Source organism: Streptomyces sp. NBC_00727 (assembly GCF_045161745.1).
In the GTDB taxonomy this organism is placed as follows: domain Bacteria; phylum Actinomycetota; class Actinomycetes; order Streptomycetales; family Streptomycetaceae; genus Streptomyces.
The window spans coordinates 3,310,653-3,324,499 of sequence record NZ_CP108981.1 but is presented as its reverse complement, the minus strand read 5'-3'; the positions used below and the strand labels follow the sequence as shown (position 1 = coordinate 3,324,499).

Annotated in this window: 18 protein-coding genes and 2 pseudogenes; 8 read left to right on the top strand and 12 right to left on the bottom strand. The window is 68.0% G+C overall.

Translation table 11 applies throughout. From position 1 onward, the window contains the following. Positions 1-145: 145 nt before the first annotated feature. The gene (locus OG242_RS14950; RefSeq protein WP_405898629.1) at positions 146-904 is read right to left on the bottom strand and encodes an SDR family NAD(P)-dependent oxidoreductase; all 759 of its coding nucleotides are present in this window, start codon (positions 902-904) and stop codon (positions 146-148) included. A 150-nt stretch (positions 905-1,054) separates the two neighbouring features. After that, a complete protein-coding gene (locus OG242_RS14945; RefSeq protein WP_405898628.1) occupies positions 1,055-1,639 on the bottom strand; it encodes a TetR/AcrR family transcriptional regulator in 585 nt (194 codons plus the stop codon). A 224-nt stretch (positions 1,640-1,863) separates the two neighbouring features. Between OG242_RS14945 and OG242_RS14940 the strand changes: the two genes are divergently transcribed. Then, entirely contained in the window at positions 1,864-2,646 is a 783-nt protein-coding gene (locus OG242_RS14940) for a hypothetical protein (RefSeq protein ID WP_405898627.1), read from the top strand. A gap of 192 nt (positions 2,647-2,838) precedes the next feature. Here the strand turns inward: OG242_RS14940 and OG242_RS14935 are convergent, their stop codons facing one another. Beyond that, complete coding sequence (locus tag OG242_RS14935) at positions 2,839-3,618, bottom strand: GPP34 family phosphoprotein (protein ID WP_405898626.1); 780 nt, start codon at positions 3,616-3,618, stop codon at positions 2,839-2,841. 235 nt (positions 3,619-3,853) lie between these two features. Next, the gene (locus OG242_RS14930; protein ID WP_405898625.1) at positions 3,854-5,122 is read right to left on the bottom strand and encodes a hypothetical protein; all 1,269 of its coding nucleotides are present in this window, start codon (positions 5,120-5,122) and stop codon (positions 3,854-3,856) included. A 79-nt stretch (positions 5,123-5,201) separates the two neighbouring features. On the opposite strand from OG242_RS14930, the gene OG242_RS14925 reads away from it, so the two are divergent. Both OG242_RS14925 and OG242_RS14920 read left to right on the top strand, forming a co-directional pair. Continuing rightward, on the top strand, positions 5,202-5,972 hold the full coding sequence (locus tag OG242_RS14925; RefSeq protein WP_405898624.1) for a glycosyltransferase family 2 protein: 771 nt from the start codon (positions 5,202-5,204) through the stop codon (positions 5,970-5,972). Positions 5,973-6,100: 128 nt separating this feature from the next. Then, positions 6,101-6,487, top strand: a pseudogene (locus tag OG242_RS14920) (RNA-guided endonuclease TnpB family protein); the annotation flags it as partial. Positions 6,488-6,750: 263 nt separating this feature from the next. Here OG242_RS14920 and OG242_RS14915 read toward each other — a convergent pair. From OG242_RS14915 to OG242_RS14900, 4 genes are all read right to left on the bottom strand, one after another. After that, positions 6,751-7,056, bottom strand: coding sequence for a hypothetical protein (locus OG242_RS14915; RefSeq protein WP_405898623.1), 306 nt, complete (start codon positions 7,054-7,056; stop codon positions 6,751-6,753). A 149-nt stretch (positions 7,057-7,205) separates the two neighbouring features. Next, on the bottom strand, positions 7,206-7,607 hold the full coding sequence (locus OG242_RS14910; protein WP_405898622.1) for a DNA-binding protein: 402 nt from the start codon (positions 7,605-7,607) through the stop codon (positions 7,206-7,208). Next, a complete protein-coding gene (locus OG242_RS14905) occupies positions 7,604-7,852 on the bottom strand; it encodes a hypothetical protein (RefSeq protein WP_405898621.1) in 249 nt (82 codons plus the stop codon). The genes OG242_RS14910 and OG242_RS14905 overlap by 4 nt, the downstream gene beginning before the upstream one ends. A 239-nt stretch (positions 7,853-8,091) precedes the next feature. Beyond that, positions 8,092-8,631: a VanZ family protein gene (locus OG242_RS14900; RefSeq protein WP_405898620.1), complete on the bottom strand. Its 540-nt coding sequence runs from the start codon at positions 8,629-8,631 to the stop codon at positions 8,092-8,094. A gap of 184 nt (positions 8,632-8,815) precedes the next feature. On the opposite strand from OG242_RS14900, the gene OG242_RS14895 reads away from it, so the two are divergent. The 5 genes from OG242_RS14895 to OG242_RS14875 all read left to right on the top strand — a co-directional run bounded on the left by OG242_RS14895 (position 8,816) and on the right by OG242_RS14875 (position 12,013). Beyond that, positions 8,816-9,991 carry a sensor histidine kinase gene (locus OG242_RS14895; protein ID WP_405898619.1) on the top strand — a complete coding sequence of 392 codons (1,176 nt, stop codon included), beginning with the start codon at positions 8,816-8,818 and terminating at the stop codon, positions 9,989-9,991. Further along, a complete protein-coding gene (locus OG242_RS14890) occupies positions 9,988-10,638 on the top strand; it encodes a response regulator (protein ID WP_405898618.1) in 651 nt (216 codons plus the stop codon). Before OG242_RS14895 ends, OG242_RS14890 begins: the two co-directional genes overlap by 4 nt. A gap of 435 nt (positions 10,639-11,073) precedes the next feature. Continuing rightward, positions 11,074-11,349 carry a hypothetical protein gene (locus tag OG242_RS14885; protein ID WP_136314796.1) on the top strand — a complete coding sequence of 92 codons (276 nt, stop codon included), beginning with the start codon at positions 11,074-11,076 and terminating at the stop codon, positions 11,347-11,349. A 77-nt stretch (positions 11,350-11,426) separates the two neighbouring features. Further along, positions 11,427-11,549: a hypothetical protein gene (locus OG242_RS14880; protein ID WP_405898617.1), complete on the top strand. Its 123-nt coding sequence runs from the start codon at positions 11,427-11,429 to the stop codon at positions 11,547-11,549. After that, positions 11,534-12,013, top strand: coding sequence for a hypothetical protein (locus tag OG242_RS14875; protein ID WP_405898616.1), 480 nt, complete (start codon positions 11,534-11,536; stop codon positions 12,011-12,013). Before OG242_RS14880 ends, OG242_RS14875 begins: the two co-directional genes overlap by 16 nt. On the opposite strand, the gene OG242_RS14870 is transcribed toward OG242_RS14875, so the two are convergent. The 4 genes and pseudogenes from OG242_RS14870 to OG242_RS14855 form a co-directional block, all read right to left on the bottom strand. Beyond that, entirely contained in the window at positions 11,989-12,222 is a 234-nt protein-coding gene (locus OG242_RS14870; protein ID WP_405901616.1) for an integrase core domain-containing protein, read from the bottom strand. The genes OG242_RS14875 and OG242_RS14870 overlap by 25 nt on opposite strands. Before the next feature lie 290 nt (positions 12,223-12,512). Continuing rightward, positions 12,513-13,319 (bottom strand): colicin immunity domain-containing protein, encoded by an 807-nt coding sequence (locus tag OG242_RS14865; RefSeq protein WP_405898615.1) that lies wholly within the window; start codon positions 13,317-13,319, stop codon positions 12,513-12,515. Further along, on the bottom strand, positions 13,316-13,600 hold the full coding sequence (locus tag OG242_RS14860) for a colicin D domain-containing protein (RefSeq protein WP_405901615.1): 285 nt from the start codon (positions 13,598-13,600) through the stop codon (positions 13,316-13,318). The genes OG242_RS14865 and OG242_RS14860 overlap by 4 nt, the downstream gene beginning before the upstream one ends. A gap of 42 nt (positions 13,601-13,642) precedes the next feature. Continuing rightward, positions 13,643-13,843, bottom strand: a pseudogene (locus OG242_RS14855) (RHS repeat-associated core domain-containing protein); the annotation flags it as partial. Between the last annotated feature and the right edge of the window lie 4 nt (positions 13,844-13,847).

The following is a 13,847-nucleotide window of genomic DNA, read 5'->3' as shown; positions in this document are numbered from 1 at the left end:
CCGTACCGTCGATGGCCGGGCCGGCTCCCTCCGGCAGGTTCGCGGCGATCAGGCCGACGGCGTCCCCCGCGGTGTCGGGCTCGTCCCGAGCGGCCCGCGGACCGTCGGCGGCAGGCCGGTGCCCTGACCCCTTCGGCGGCCCCCTTCAGGCCGACGCCCCGCTGTCGATGACCAGGTCCGTGCCGACCACCGCGCCGGCGGCGGGTGAGGCGAGGTACAGGACCGCGGCCGCCACCTCCTCGGCCTGCGTGAGCCGGCCGAGCGGGTTCTGCGACTTGACCCGTTCCGCCCGGTCGGCCTCGGTCTCGCCCGGGCGAAGGGACATGGGCGCGTCGGAGGTTCCCGGGCTGACGGCGTTGATGCGGATGCCCTCGTGGACGTGGTCGAGCGCCGCGGCGCGGGTCAGCGCGGAGACGGCCGCCTTCGAGGTGATGTAGGCGGCGGCGTTCGGTATCCGCAGGTGGGCGCCGAGGTTGGAGGCGATGTTGACGATGACGCCGCCCCCGTTGGTGCGCATGTGGGCGATCTCGTACTTCATCGCCAGCCAGACGCCGGTGACGTTGGTCCTCAGCACCGCGTCCCAGTCCTCTGCGCTCACATCCGCGGCCGGGGCCGAACCCCGAAGTATCCCGGCGTTGTTGACCGCCATGTGGAGCCCCCCGAAGCGGGCCGCGCTTTCCTCGACCAGGTGGCGGACCTGCTCCGATTCGGTGACATCGGCGACCACGGCGGCTGCCGTGCCCCCGGCCGCCTCGACGAGGCGCACCGTCTCGTCGAGGGAAGCCCGGGTGCGCCCCGCGACCACCACGGACGCGCCTTCGGCGGCGAAGGCGAGCGCGGTGGCACGGCCGAGGCCGGAGCCGGCGCCTGTGACGAGGGCGGACCTGCCGGTGAAGCGGTTCACTTGCACAACTCCTCTGTAGGGCGGGCAGCGCACTGAAAGCTCATATTGGATCGCTCGGTCCAATATGGCGGCGTGCGGGGTCTCCCCGGCTGGCGTCGGGGTGTCGAGCCGTTCGGCCCGGCAGGGGTCGGTAGGGCGGGGTGGCGGCGTTCAGTCCAGCAGGGCCAGGGCCTGCTCGGTGGCGTCCCGTACGCGGGCGGGATCGCTGGACGCCTTGCCGACGACTCGCACGCCCTGGAGCAGGACGAGCAGCATGCGGGCCAGTGCGCGCGGCTCGCGGCCCTCCGGCAACTCGCCCTGGGCCTGGGCCCGTATGAGCGCGGAGTGCAGCGGGGTCTCGAGATGCTCCCAGCTGGTCTCGACCCGGCGGGCCGCCGCCGCGTCGTGGGGTGCCAGCTCGGAAGCGGTGTTGGTGATGAGGCATCCGTGCAGCCGCGCCTCCAGGGAGGTGGCCTCTTCGGCGAAGCGGCGGACCACGGCCCGGACGGCGGGCAGGGCGGGCCCCGGCTGGGACAGCTCCGCGAGAAGGGACGGGTCGCGCCCCTCCGCGTAACGGTCCATGGCCTTCAGGAACAGCTCGTGCTTGTTGCCGAAGGTGGCGTAGATGCTGGCCCGGCCGATGCCGAGGTGCTCGACGAGGTCGGCTATCGACGTCGCTTCGTAGCCGCGCTGCCAGAACAGCTCAAGGGCCGACTGCAGCGCGGCCTCCGGATCGAATTCCTTGGTCCTGGCCACATGTAAGAGCGTAGGTTGTATTGGAACGATCGGTCAATTACTCGTTCGAGTGATCCCTGGTCGGGCTCGCCCCGCCTTCGCATCGGCATCCACCCGCGTCCCCATGTCCACCCGGATTCCTTCGCACCATCATCACGGATTCATCACTTGCGGAAGACCTGCCTCCCGTCGGGTCGGAGTGCGCGGATACGGTCATGCCTCCGTGAAACACACCTGGGGGACGAATGAGTTGGAACAATGACACCCAGCAGCCTTGGGGCCCGGCCGCGGAGAAGCCGTCGGCTTCGGCTTCCGGCCTGCCGGGCTGGGCGCGCAAGCGCGTCGTCATCCCGTCGGCGGCAGGCCTGTTCCTCGCCGGGGCCGTCGCCGGTAGCGCGGGCGGAGGTGGCACCGCCAACGCGGGTGGCGCGACGCCCGCGCCCACCGCGACGGTCACCGTAACGGCGTCGCCCAGGGGGCCCGTCACGTCGGACAACGAGCCGCCCGCGCCGAAGGGGACGAGCCGGCCCGCCGCCGATAAGGCCGATGGGAAGGTCTCCGTACCCGACTTCGTCGGCATGGGCCTCCAGTCCGCACAGGACGCGGCCCAGGCCAAAGGCCTCTACGTCCTGACCTCGCACGACAGCCTCGGGCGGGACCGGATGCAGGTGCTCGACCGGAACTGGAAGGTCTGCTTCCAGAGCATCCGGGCGGGCAAGTCGGTCGACAGGAAGACCGAGTTGGACTTCGGGTCCGTGAAGACCGAGGAGAGCTGCCCCGCCAGGGACCAGGAGCCTCCGGAAGTCGTGGGCGGCAAGATGCCGGATCTCGCGGGCAAGTCCGTGAAGGCCGCGCGCGGCGCACTCGACTCCGGGACCTCGCTCGAAGTGAAGGACGCTGCCGAGGACCGCATGGTGCTGATGGAGAGCAACTGGAAGGTCTGCACCCAGTCACCCGCCGCGGGAACCGCCCTGAACGGACAGCCGGTCGAGCTCACCGCGGTGAAGTTCGACGAGAGCTGCCCGTAGCGCGGTGGCTCGCGCCCCTCGGCGGAAGGCGGGCAATCCGCGTCGGCGAAGGTCAACTCCTCGACGAAGTAGTGCTCAAGGTGTTCGAGCCCGCACGCGGAGGCGGCCCGGAACTCGTCCCGTAGAGGCACCGGGCGTGCTCGGTCAGGCTGCCGTGCATGGAGGGGGTTACGGCCCCGCCCGCTTGCCGTTTCAGTCCCCGCCGCCGTCCCCGCCGTCACCGTTTCCGCCGAAGATCCAGTCCAGCGGGTTCCAGCCCGTGCCCTCGGCGATCGGCTCGGCGCCGTTGCGGGGGCGGGGCGCCGGACCCTGGGCCTCGCGCACCAGGTCGCGTACGCATCGGGCTATCGGGTCGTGCCTCGCGGCGGACGCCAACTCGTCGCGCGGCCGGAACTCCTCGTCCCCGGGCAGCACATGCCGGGCCAGGTCCGTCGCACCGACGAGCGCGGCCAGCAGCCGGGCGCGCTCGTCGGTGGACGTGCCGTGGGCCACGGCGGCCACCCGTTCGCGCGCGGGGGTGGTCCGGTCGTCCGGGCCCACGGGGTGGCGCCGCTGCGCGATGACCACCAGGGACCGGGTGCGTGCCTCGCGCAGGGCCCCGCGCGTGACGAGCCGGTGGCGCCACACCTCGTCGGCCCGGCCCGCGGTGGTCTTCAGACCCGCGGTGTCGCGCACCCAACGCGGCAGCTTCTGCCCCTTGCGCCGGCCGGCGAGACGCGTCAGCGCCGCGTCGAGCACGGAGTCACCGAGCGGCGGCCCGCCGGTGGCGGTGATCCGGCCGTCCCGCACGGTGACCCGCCCCGCGAGCATCAACTCCGCGGCGAGCGCCCCCGCCAGGCCCAGCCGCAGATGGTGGGGCCGGCACCGGACCCGCCCCTCCTCCGGATCGTGGGCGAGCAGCAGTAGCTCCTCGGGAAGGGTGAAGTGCTGCACGAACACGACGGCGTGGCCTCCCCTGGGCGCGACGGACAAGCGGCCATGGTCGCACGCGCCTGCGAGGACCGTCACCGTGAGCCGTCGGCCGCCTTGGCCGGCGAGCCGGGCGGCGTACCGGTCGAGGAGCTTGTCACGTGACCTCGGGCCGGTGCATAGCCGCGAGGAAGGGACGGAGGTGCTGGTCGGGCCAGGACGAACGCGATCCGGAACAGTACGAGCGGGGGCGGGGATTCGGCCGGGACGCGCCTGCGTCACGGAGCCGGTGCGTTCGTCACGTCCGGCGGGGCCGGGTGATCAGCCACGTACCACCGATGACGAGCAGCGCGAACAGCGCGTGGGCCGCGCCCCAGGCGCCGATGAGCAGGAGCCGGTCGCGCAGGGAGAAGTCCCCGGTCAGCGTCACCTGCAGCGACCCGACGGCGAAGGCGATGACGGACGAGAAGAGGGCGACGAGTTCGACCGCGCGCACGTGGTTGGCCCGCGCCGATTCCTCGCTCGCTCTGAGGGCGCTGCTCAGCTGCTCGTCGCGTCGGCGCATCTCCTCCTCCGAGCGTGCCCATCGCTCCTGGTGGCGCGCCTCCCGGTCGGCGAGCCGCTGCCGGTGCCCGGCGTCGAGCGCGGCTCGTTGCCGGCCCTCCATGATCACCTCCCGCTTGGTGAGGTACTGCTCCTGGAGCAGCTTGTGGCTGCCCCGGGAGCCGACGGCGGGGAGCAGGCGGAGTGCGGTGTCGATGCTGCTCAGCGCGGCGTCGTGGTCGCCGGTCATGTGGAGGCCGGTGGCGAGCCGGAAGCGGAACATGTGGTCGCCGGGGTGGTCGCGTACGGCCTCGGCCGCACGATCGCGCAGCAGCTCGCCGTGCCCGTCGAAGGGGGTCGCGAACTGGATGCCGTTGAGGCAGATATCGACGACGTGCCGGGTGCGGTCGGTGGAGCGCCACGCCTGATCGAGAAGACCGACGGCATGCTCGGTGGTGACGGCCGGACTGCCGAACGCCGCGAAGGACCGCAGTGCCGTGAAGAGGGCGGACTGCCGGTGTGTACCGGCGGCGAGCGCGAGAAGCGAGGCGTCGAGGAACCGGTGGAGCTCCTCGAAGAGGAAGTCCGAGCGCAGCTTGCCCGCGTGGTACAGGGCGGCGAAGTGGGCGACGTCTCCGGCCGAGGTGTCGTGGGAGACGATCTCCTCGGTGCCCTGGGCGAGTTCGACGGCGGATTCGACGCTGTCCTTGGTGATGAAGGCGTATCCGAGGGCCCACTTCTCCAGCACCTCGACCCGCGCCTCGCGCGAGACGTGCGCGCTGATCCAGAGGGAACACGCGGCGGCGGTCCGGATGCTAGGCCGTTCCAGTAAGCGCAGCCGCCAGTAACGGTCGGCGCAGATCAGATACGGATCGGCGGCGAAATCCGACGACGCCACGTCGAAGGGCGGCTCCGCACCGTCCCGGTGCAGGGCGAGCGCGACCTCCTCGCACACGCGGTCCAGCTCCCGGGAGTCCGACACGACCACCTGGTTCAGGCGCGCTGCGTACGACCCCGAGTCCATGCGTTCCCCCTGCTGCTCGACAGTGCCCTGCACGTGCCTATCACGGCAGGGCGGAGTGAGGGGGCCATATGATCGGAACATGCAGGCAGACGTGGTGACGGCCGTGCACGCCTCCCATGCGGCCTTCCTCCCGGCGACATGGCGGTCACTGGTCGACCAGAGCCATACGCGGTGGCGCTGGCTGGTGCAGATCGACGGCCCGGCGGACGAGGCATGGGCGGTTCTGAAGTCCTGCGGCGCCATGGACGACCCAAGGGTGTCCGTCGCCTCCCACGGCACCTCCGAAGGCCCGGCGGTCACGCGCAACATAGCCCTGGGCCGTACCTCCGCCCCCCTCGTCCAGAACGTCGACGCGGACGACGAACTCGAACCCGGCGCCCTGGCAGCCCTCGCCACCGCCCTGAGCGACCACCCGGACGCCGGATACGCCGTGGGCCGCGCCCGGGACCTGATGGGCGACGGCCTCCTGATCGACCATCCGCTGCCGGTCCTGCCCGGCATCCTGCCCCGGGGCGCACTCCTGCCCGCCTGGAGGACGACCCCCACCGACTACCGGGTGCCGGTCCACCCGGCGGGGGTGATGTGGAGACGCCCTTTGCTCCTGGCGCTCGGCGGGTGGTCCGCCCTCCAGGGGATGGAGGACACCGGAGTCCTCATGGCCGCCTCGGCGGTCGCGGAAGGAGTCCTGGTCGACGCGGCGACCCTCCGCTACCGCCGGCACGCCGCCCAGATGTCGAAACAAGCCTCGAAATTCGCCGGGGGGGGGGGGGAACAGATAGCGCTCATCCGGCAGCGCGCGGCGGTGCTGAGATCACTCCCGTCGTGGAGTCACGCCCCCGAACCTCCCTGAGACGCGTGTTTCAGGTGAGGACGACCCCACAGAACTTCCGCCTCCTCCCGGCGGGCCGATGAGGTGTCGTTGTCAGTCACCAAATCAGTATCTCGCCCAAAGCGGCCTGCTGGCCCACGGTGGGCCGCATCAAGTACGGGATGCAGTCCGCCCAGCTTAAGGAGATCCGGGCGTTCGACCCCGAGCGGCACGGCCGGTGGTCGTTCAGCTCGCAGCAGGCAACGCTTCGCCGCTTGGACAAGGCGTTCGCCGCGTTCTTCCGCCGCATCAAGGCCGGGGGCACGCCCGGCTATCCGCGTTTCCGTGGAGTGAACTGGTTCGACACGGTCGACTTCCCCAAGGACGGTGACGGCTGCCGTTGGGACTCCACCCCGCACGACCCCGTCACCCGCGTCCGCTTCCAAGGCGTCGGGCACGTCAAGGTCAACCAGCACCGTGCCGTGGTCGGCAAGGTCAAGACGGTGTCCGTCAAGCGCGAAGGCCGTAAGTGGTTCGTTGTGCTGACCGCTGAACAGGGAGTCGGATGCGAGCGTGCGTGTCCAGGCAAGGACCAGTGGAGCGGTCACCGGCTCCTCGTCCTCGTCCGACAAAGGGACTTCATAGGCGACCAGTTCGTGTGGTGCCACCACGTCGGCGGCTCCGGTCACGACCCGGACCGCATCCCGCGCCGGCAGCACACCGCGGAGGAAGGTCCCCCCGGCAAGGGGCACCGCTGTGTAGTCGAGGAGGAAGCGCGTGATGTACGCCTGCTGCTCGGCTGTATCCCCGCCGGGGTCGTTCACTCGTTGATCCAGTCCGGGCACCTGTTCATGCCTTTGCAGCAGGCGGTGATGACGCCGATCTTCTTGCCCCTGCCCGCGTCGTACTCGCCATCGGCCGTGCGGCGCGCGTACTGCATGACGACCACGATCTTGACCAGTCTGGTCTGGTTGCGGGCGACCCCGTAGTACTCGAGTCTGCCCCCGTTCTTCTTGTCGGCCATCCCGGCCAGGGCCGCGTCGACCACCCGGCACTTCTTGATGTTGTGCTTGCCGGAGAAGTGATTCCAACCGAGATCGGCGTTGCCGTAACGCGTTGGGATCACCCGTCCCTCGGGGTCGGTCTCCCCACACTTCACGTTCTTGTTCCAGTGCGGCGCCGCTGATGCCTCGCCCACGGGGGCGGCACGGATGGGGCACGAGGGCGGCGATACGGCGGACCCTGCCAGTGGTGTGCTCGGGGTGGGCCGGCGCGTCAGAGGGGGATGACGCGGACTTGGTTGCCGCAGAGCTTGGTCATGTCGTCGCTGTCGGAGGTCAGGAGGGCGACGGGTTTCGGCTGGCGCAGGGCGACCTCGGCGACTGTGGCGTCGATGGCGTACTTGTGCCCGTGCAGTCCGGCACCTTTGAGGAGTTCCGCTGCTGCTTTCGCCGCCTGTTCGGTGACGGGCTCCACCTTGACGCGGGACAGGGCCCAGTGCAGGCGGGGCATGTTGGTGCGTGAGTGGCTGACTTCCACGATGGTGTTCGCCCCGATCACCAAGTCGGCTCCCATGTCGTGGAAGACCTGAAGCATCGCGAGCAGCTTGCGGTCCTGCGCGATCCAGGCGGAGAGCCCTTCCGAGTCCAGGACGACGGTTTCGATGCGTTCGCTCACGCGGCGTCCGCGTCCTTGGAGGTGCCGCCGACGCCGAAGATCTTCGAGCGGGCCTCGGCTAGCTCCTGGTCGCTGAAGGGGCCGTGCTCCTCCTCGTGGCGGCGGAGGTCGTCGCCCAGAAGCTGGTGCCGGATCTGGCGGGCTACCGCTTCCGCCACGTAGCCGGAGACGTTGTCCGTGAGCTTGCGGAGCTCCGCCACCTGGTCGCTGGGGAGCGTGACGGTGATGCGAGTCGTTGAGGACATGCAGCTAGCATACTGGAGTATGCAGGTGGGGGCTTGTGTTCTTGGCATCGTCAGTCGGGGTCGCATGATCGAAGGGGCGCGGCCCGCGGCACCTCGGATATACGCAGCGCGGTGAGACCGACAGGCTTTCCTGGTAGGTGAGCGAAAAACCTGGCCTTTGCAGGGTCCTATAGCGTCGCGCAACCCCGAAGCCTCAGGTCACAACCACAACCTGTTGTCTCTACCGAACCCGGGGCGGTTCACACCTTGTCCAGCACCCTGCGGGTGGCGGCCCCGCGCTGGGCGGCGCGCAGGACGGCGTAGCCGAGGAGACCACCGACGGTGTTGGCGATGAGGTCGTTGACATCGACGGCGCGACCCATGGCGAAGACGATGTACTGGAGCAGTTGGACGGACTCGATGCCCAGGCTGATGAGCGCGCAGGCCAGGACGGTGCGGCTGCGGTTGAGTCGGGGGAGGAGCAGCGGCAGCATGAAGCCGAGCGGCATGAACATGATCACGTTGGGGACCATGGTCATGTCGGCCAGGAGCAACGGAATCGGCTGGATCTGCCCGATCCATTCTGCCTGGTTCCGATAATCCCCGCCGTAGATCCACAGAGGGAAGAAGGTGAGTGAGGCGACCGCTGCGGCGTAGAGCGCGGTGATGACGCGCAGCACCAGCGAGCCGCCTTGCCAGTCGGGGGAGGCGCGTCGGTGGCGTACCAAGGCCACGAGGGCGAAGACGGCGAGCGCGGGCCCGAGGATCGCGGCGGTGGGAATGTGGATCTGGAAGTTCATGGGTGCTCCTGAGGCTCGCGTACCGATCGTCTTGAGCGATCGTCGTCCCTTGAGGCGCCAGGGCGGATCTACCGAAGGAAGGAGCGCGCGTGGAGCACTACGACTTTTGACAGAGGGGCTCCCAGCCCCGGATACGTACGCTGCCCGTATGGATTCCCCGCATTTCGGCAGACGCTTCTCCCGGATGCGTCGTGTCCTGTTCCGCCTCGGCGTCGTTCTCGTCGGGGCGGCCTTGGTGTTGGCGCTCGCCGCGGACTACCGCACCGGTGTCTACGGGACCGTCCTCGCACCCCAGGCCCTCCTCTCGGCAGCCGCACCCGTTCTTGCCCTCTCGGTCGGGGCGGTGCGCCGGTGGCGGCGAATCGATCCACGGCTCGTAGCGGGGGCCGGCGCACTGGCAGGGGCCGTGTCCCTCGGGTGCAGTGCGTGGATGCATGTCACCGCCGGGTCGCCGGAGGCGCCGGCGCGGCACGCCGATGCCTACACCCTGTTCGAGATCACAGCACTCATCGTGGTGCTGGTCCTCACGGTCCGGTACGGTGCCGCCCTGCCTGCCGTGGGGGCGTCCCTCCTGTTGTGTCTGGCTGCGGTTCTGCGCCCGGTAGCAGTGGAGGCGACGGAGAACAGCCTCGTCCTGGCGCTGCTCTGCACGTTCGCCGTCTGTGCGGGGTTGACCGGGGCGCTCGTGGCCCGACTGGCAGCCGCTGACCGGCGGCGTCACGCTGAGCAGGTGCGCTTGGAGCAACGGCTCACCTTCGCCCGGGACCTGCACGACTTCGTCGCGCATCATGTGACGGGCATCGTCGTGCAGGCCCAGGGGGCCCAGGTGGTCGCGGCGTCCGATCCGCAGATGACGGTTTCGGCACTGGGGCAGATCGAAGGGGCGGCCTCGGCGGCACTCAGGGCTTTGCGGCACATGGTGAGTGGGCTCCGGACGGCGGCCCCGCTCGTACCGGCGGGCGAAGCGAAACATCTGCGAGCTCTGGTGGCGACCTTCGCGCTGCGAGGCGGCGGACCTGCCCGCCTTGAGGAGGAGGGGCCCGTCGACAGTCTGCCGACAGCGCCCATGGCGGCCGTGCACCGGGTCACCATGGAGTCCCTGACGAATGTGCGTAAGCACGCGCCGGACTCCCGGCACGTCTCCGTGGTGCTCCGAGTCCTCCCCCGATCCGTGGAGATCGACATCACCAACGATCTGCCCGAGGCCGGGGCACCGACGGCGCTGGGGTACGGTCTCGTCGGACTTGAGGAACGCGTCACCGCCGAAGGCGGCGTCTTTCGGGCGGGTCCGGACGGCGGCGGACGCTGGCGGGTGCACGCCCGAATCCCCTTGCAGAGCGCGTGGAGGGACGGCCCGTGATCCGGGTGTTGCTCGCGGACGACCAGGAGATCGTCCGCACAGGCATGTCCATGATTCTTTCCGCCGAGGACGACATCCACGTCGTCGCCCAGGCCCAGGACGGCCTCCAGGCCCTGGAGATGGCTGAACTGCACCGGCCGGACGTCGTTCTGATGGACATCCGGATGCCCCGCCTGGACGGTCTGGATGCCCTGCGCCACCTCACCCGGCCCCATGCTCTGTACCGGCCCCAGGTCGTGATGGTGACGACCTTCGACGATAAGGACTACTTGGCCCGCGCGGTGGCAGCGGGGGCCAGCGGATTCATCCTCAAGGACTCCGGCCCGCGTTTGCTGGCCGAGGCGGTCCGTGCGGCTGCGGTCGGCGACTCGCTGGTCAGCCCCTCGATCACCGTGCGGCTCCTGAAGCAGTTCCGAACGGCGCCCCACGGTCCGGGGCCTGCCACCAAGCTCTCGCCGCGAGAGAAGCAGGTAGTCGTGTTGCTGGCCGAAGGTATGACCAACGCCGAGATAGCCGCGGCCCTGTCCATCACCGTGGGAACGGTCAAGACGCACCTCACCAATGTGCAGTCCAAGCTCGGAGCAAGAAACCGCGTGGAGATCGCGGCCTGGGCCTGGCGCAGCGGTCTGATCGAACGCGGAGCCTGAAGTGTCGGCGCTTCGTGTGGAGGTCAGGTGCGTGTGGGCAAGGAAAGGGCCCCGGTCACTGACCAGGGCCTTCATCGAAGAGCGGGTGACGAGAATCGAACTCGCGCTCTGAGCTTGGGAATCAACGGTTCTTGAACGACTGTAGTGGCTCTGACCTGCATGTTCGGCTGGAGCGGTCGAGGCTGGTGTGGTCTCTGGCCACCGTACTTGACCGCTGCTGTCCGCTCCGAAGGGCACGGACGGGGCACGAGGGTGATCGATGCTGCCGTGCCGTGCCGTGAGTGGGGAAGCATTACCGCGCTGGATCAGGCGCTTGCCGTCGTGCGATTTCATCCCTGGCGATACGGGCGGTCGGCGGACTGCGTCTCATGTGGTTACCAGCAACAAGACCCCATCATGAGGTACTAAGGTACCGTGGATGCGGAGGTGGGATTTATGACCACGGCTTCAAAGCCGCCCCGTCAGTCGCCGCTCAAGGTGGACCCGGCGACGGACAAGCTGATCAGCCAGGGCGCGCATTTCCTGGGACTGACGAAGAAGGACCTGGTCGCGGAGGCGGTACGGGTATACCTGGACCAGAGGCGTGAGGATTTGCGCGAGGGCATGGTGGAAGCGCTCAGCGTCCTGGACGGCTCCTTGAAGTCGGACGTCATGCTCCTGACCGGTCTGACCGCGGAGGAGATCGACGCGGTCGGCGGGATCGACGAATGACTCTTCACACTGCGATGCGTCCCGCCAGGCCCACCCTGCGATGCCTGCGCGATGACCTCGGTCTGCCCCTACCGGCGGTGACCGACCCCCTGGACGAGATCGAGCACTCGATCCTGGCGAAGGCCGCCGAGCAGTTCGCGGCGGACGATGCCAAGCATGAGCGCATCCGCGCTATCGATGACCAGTGTTGTTCAAGGTGAAGGTTCAGCGCTGGCGCGGGGCGGTCTGGGTGGACGCCGATCTTCCGTGGCTGGTGGCGGCCGGCCGCCGCGAGGACGGCTCCACCGACGACTTCTACGCCCTCGAAGCTGACGGCAAGACCGCCCGAACCCGCTACAACGCCGGCAACACCGACGCGCTCAAGTCCGCCACGTACACCGCTCACTTGCTCCCCGCTCGCGAGGACCACGTCCGCTATCGCGCCGAAGCTGGAGTCCGTTTCGTCCGGCGGCTCCGGACCACGGTTCTGACTCTGAGCCGTGCCACCCTCCGGGACGGTCAGGAGCACACGGTGGATTTCGACACCTTCACCGTCGGCCTTCAGGTCCGCGCCGACGACGGCCACGAGACCTACCTCGCGGTGCGGATCACGGGTTCGGTCCCGCCTGAAGTGACCCCTCAGGTCCCGACACTTCCGTTTTATGCCGCGAGGTCCAGCCGTTGATGGCAGCGGACCCTCGCCTGGTACGGCGTGATGTAGCCGATGGTCGAGTGGATCCGCTCCCGGTTGTAATGTTCCGCGATCCACCGGAAAACGTCCTGTCGGGCCTGCGCCCGGGTTTCCCAGGCGGTCGTACCGATCTCTGCTTTCAGGACGGCGAAGAGTTCTTCCGCTTTGCCACCTTGGATCACTTCCCCTGGATGACGAAACATCCAGCGTCCAGGTGTCGGAATTTCGGGGGTCACTCCACTGACCACCCAGCCCGCGTCGTCGTACACATAGCGGAACGTAGAGTCGTTGCGGTCGGTCCAGGACGTGATCCGAGCATCCACGGCGTACGTGACGGAGTCGTCAACTCCTCAGGAATTCCACTTCGTTTCACTTACTTTCGAGATGAGGGGCGCCTCGCCGGCTTCGGTGAAGAAGAGGGAGATATATGCATCCCTTCGAATATCACTGAAATTCTCGTGCACCTTCCGAAGGCAGTTGCACGCGTCGGTCATCAAAATCCATCGGTACGCTCCATGGTTTTTCGTACCGCATCCATCAGCTCTTCATCCGATAGGTCGTCAGGATCTTTGAGGGCCGGATCGATGGAATAGTCTTCCAACAGTGAGAAGATCTGATCGAGGGCCGTAAGGAGTGGGTCGCGGAGCCTCTCGCCGTTATTCTGGGATGTGCGGCGGGCGTCCAGCCAGCTGCGGGCGAAGTCCGCTCCGCTGATGGTCCCCGCGGTGAAGGCCTGCATCAGATTCACCTGACGAGCAGCGCCTGTTCCGGCGGGAATTTCCCGTGCGCGGGCCCAGGCAATGTGGCGGGGGGGAAATGACTGCGAGATTTCCTTGAGTTCTGGCCATCGCTTGGCTGCGGTGCGGACGTATCGTCCGAAGCGGGCTCGCCCTCCGTCCACCCCTTCCGGGACCGCGCCCTTCAGAAATCCTGCTGTTCCTGCTACTAGCACGTACCCAGGGCGGGGAAACAGAATCGCACCCTGCCGGTCCGACGAGGCAAGAAGGAGGGGAGGGCCGAATTCAACCAATTCCGATGCCGCTATGTCTGGTGCAATCAGACGCCAGGTTCGGCTAGCAGTTTCGGACCCGATCGCCATCACTAGTACAGCGTCCGCTCCTCCCGTGCGGCAGCCTTCGGTGATGCGCTGGACCAGAGTGTCGTCCACGCACGAGCCGGCAGGCACCGGAACGACGAGCTTGGCGCCGACGGCCAGCCAGGCCGAGTTGTAATCCCCGAGGCTGGACAAAATCCCCAGTTGATCGGGGTTTGCTTCGCCCGGGATGTTGTAATCAGTCACCAAAGGAATCCCTTGTCGATGATGTCTTTAAATTGTTTGTCTCCCAATTTCCAGGCCGACCAAAATTTCCCGTCCGCGTGGAGCATCACCATTTTTTGGGTGGCTGGATTAATGAAACCCACGGCTGGCCCCTGGCCTCTGTAATCAAAGCGGTAAATCTTTGTCCCGTCTGCGGTTATATGGGAGCGCATGCTTTCTTCGAATCGCTTCAGGTTTGCTCCATTTAGATTGCCTTTCGTGTCCAAAAAATCGTCGCCATGTGCATGAAACTTCTTGCTCATTACTTTCTGACTCGAGAAGTCTGCCTTCTTCTCCCAGCCGCCGCGAGGGCAGGGGGCGAGGCCGAGTGGGTCGGACGATGAGTGGGGGTTGTGAACATAGGTGAATGCGTTGGGTGCCGGTGTGAGGCCGAGTGGATCCGGGGTGAGATAGCGGGCAGCCTCAGGGTCGTAGTGCCGGTTGAGATTGTAGTGGAGGCCGGTCTCGGGGTCGTGGTATTGGCCGGGGAACCGGAGTGGGGTGAAGTGA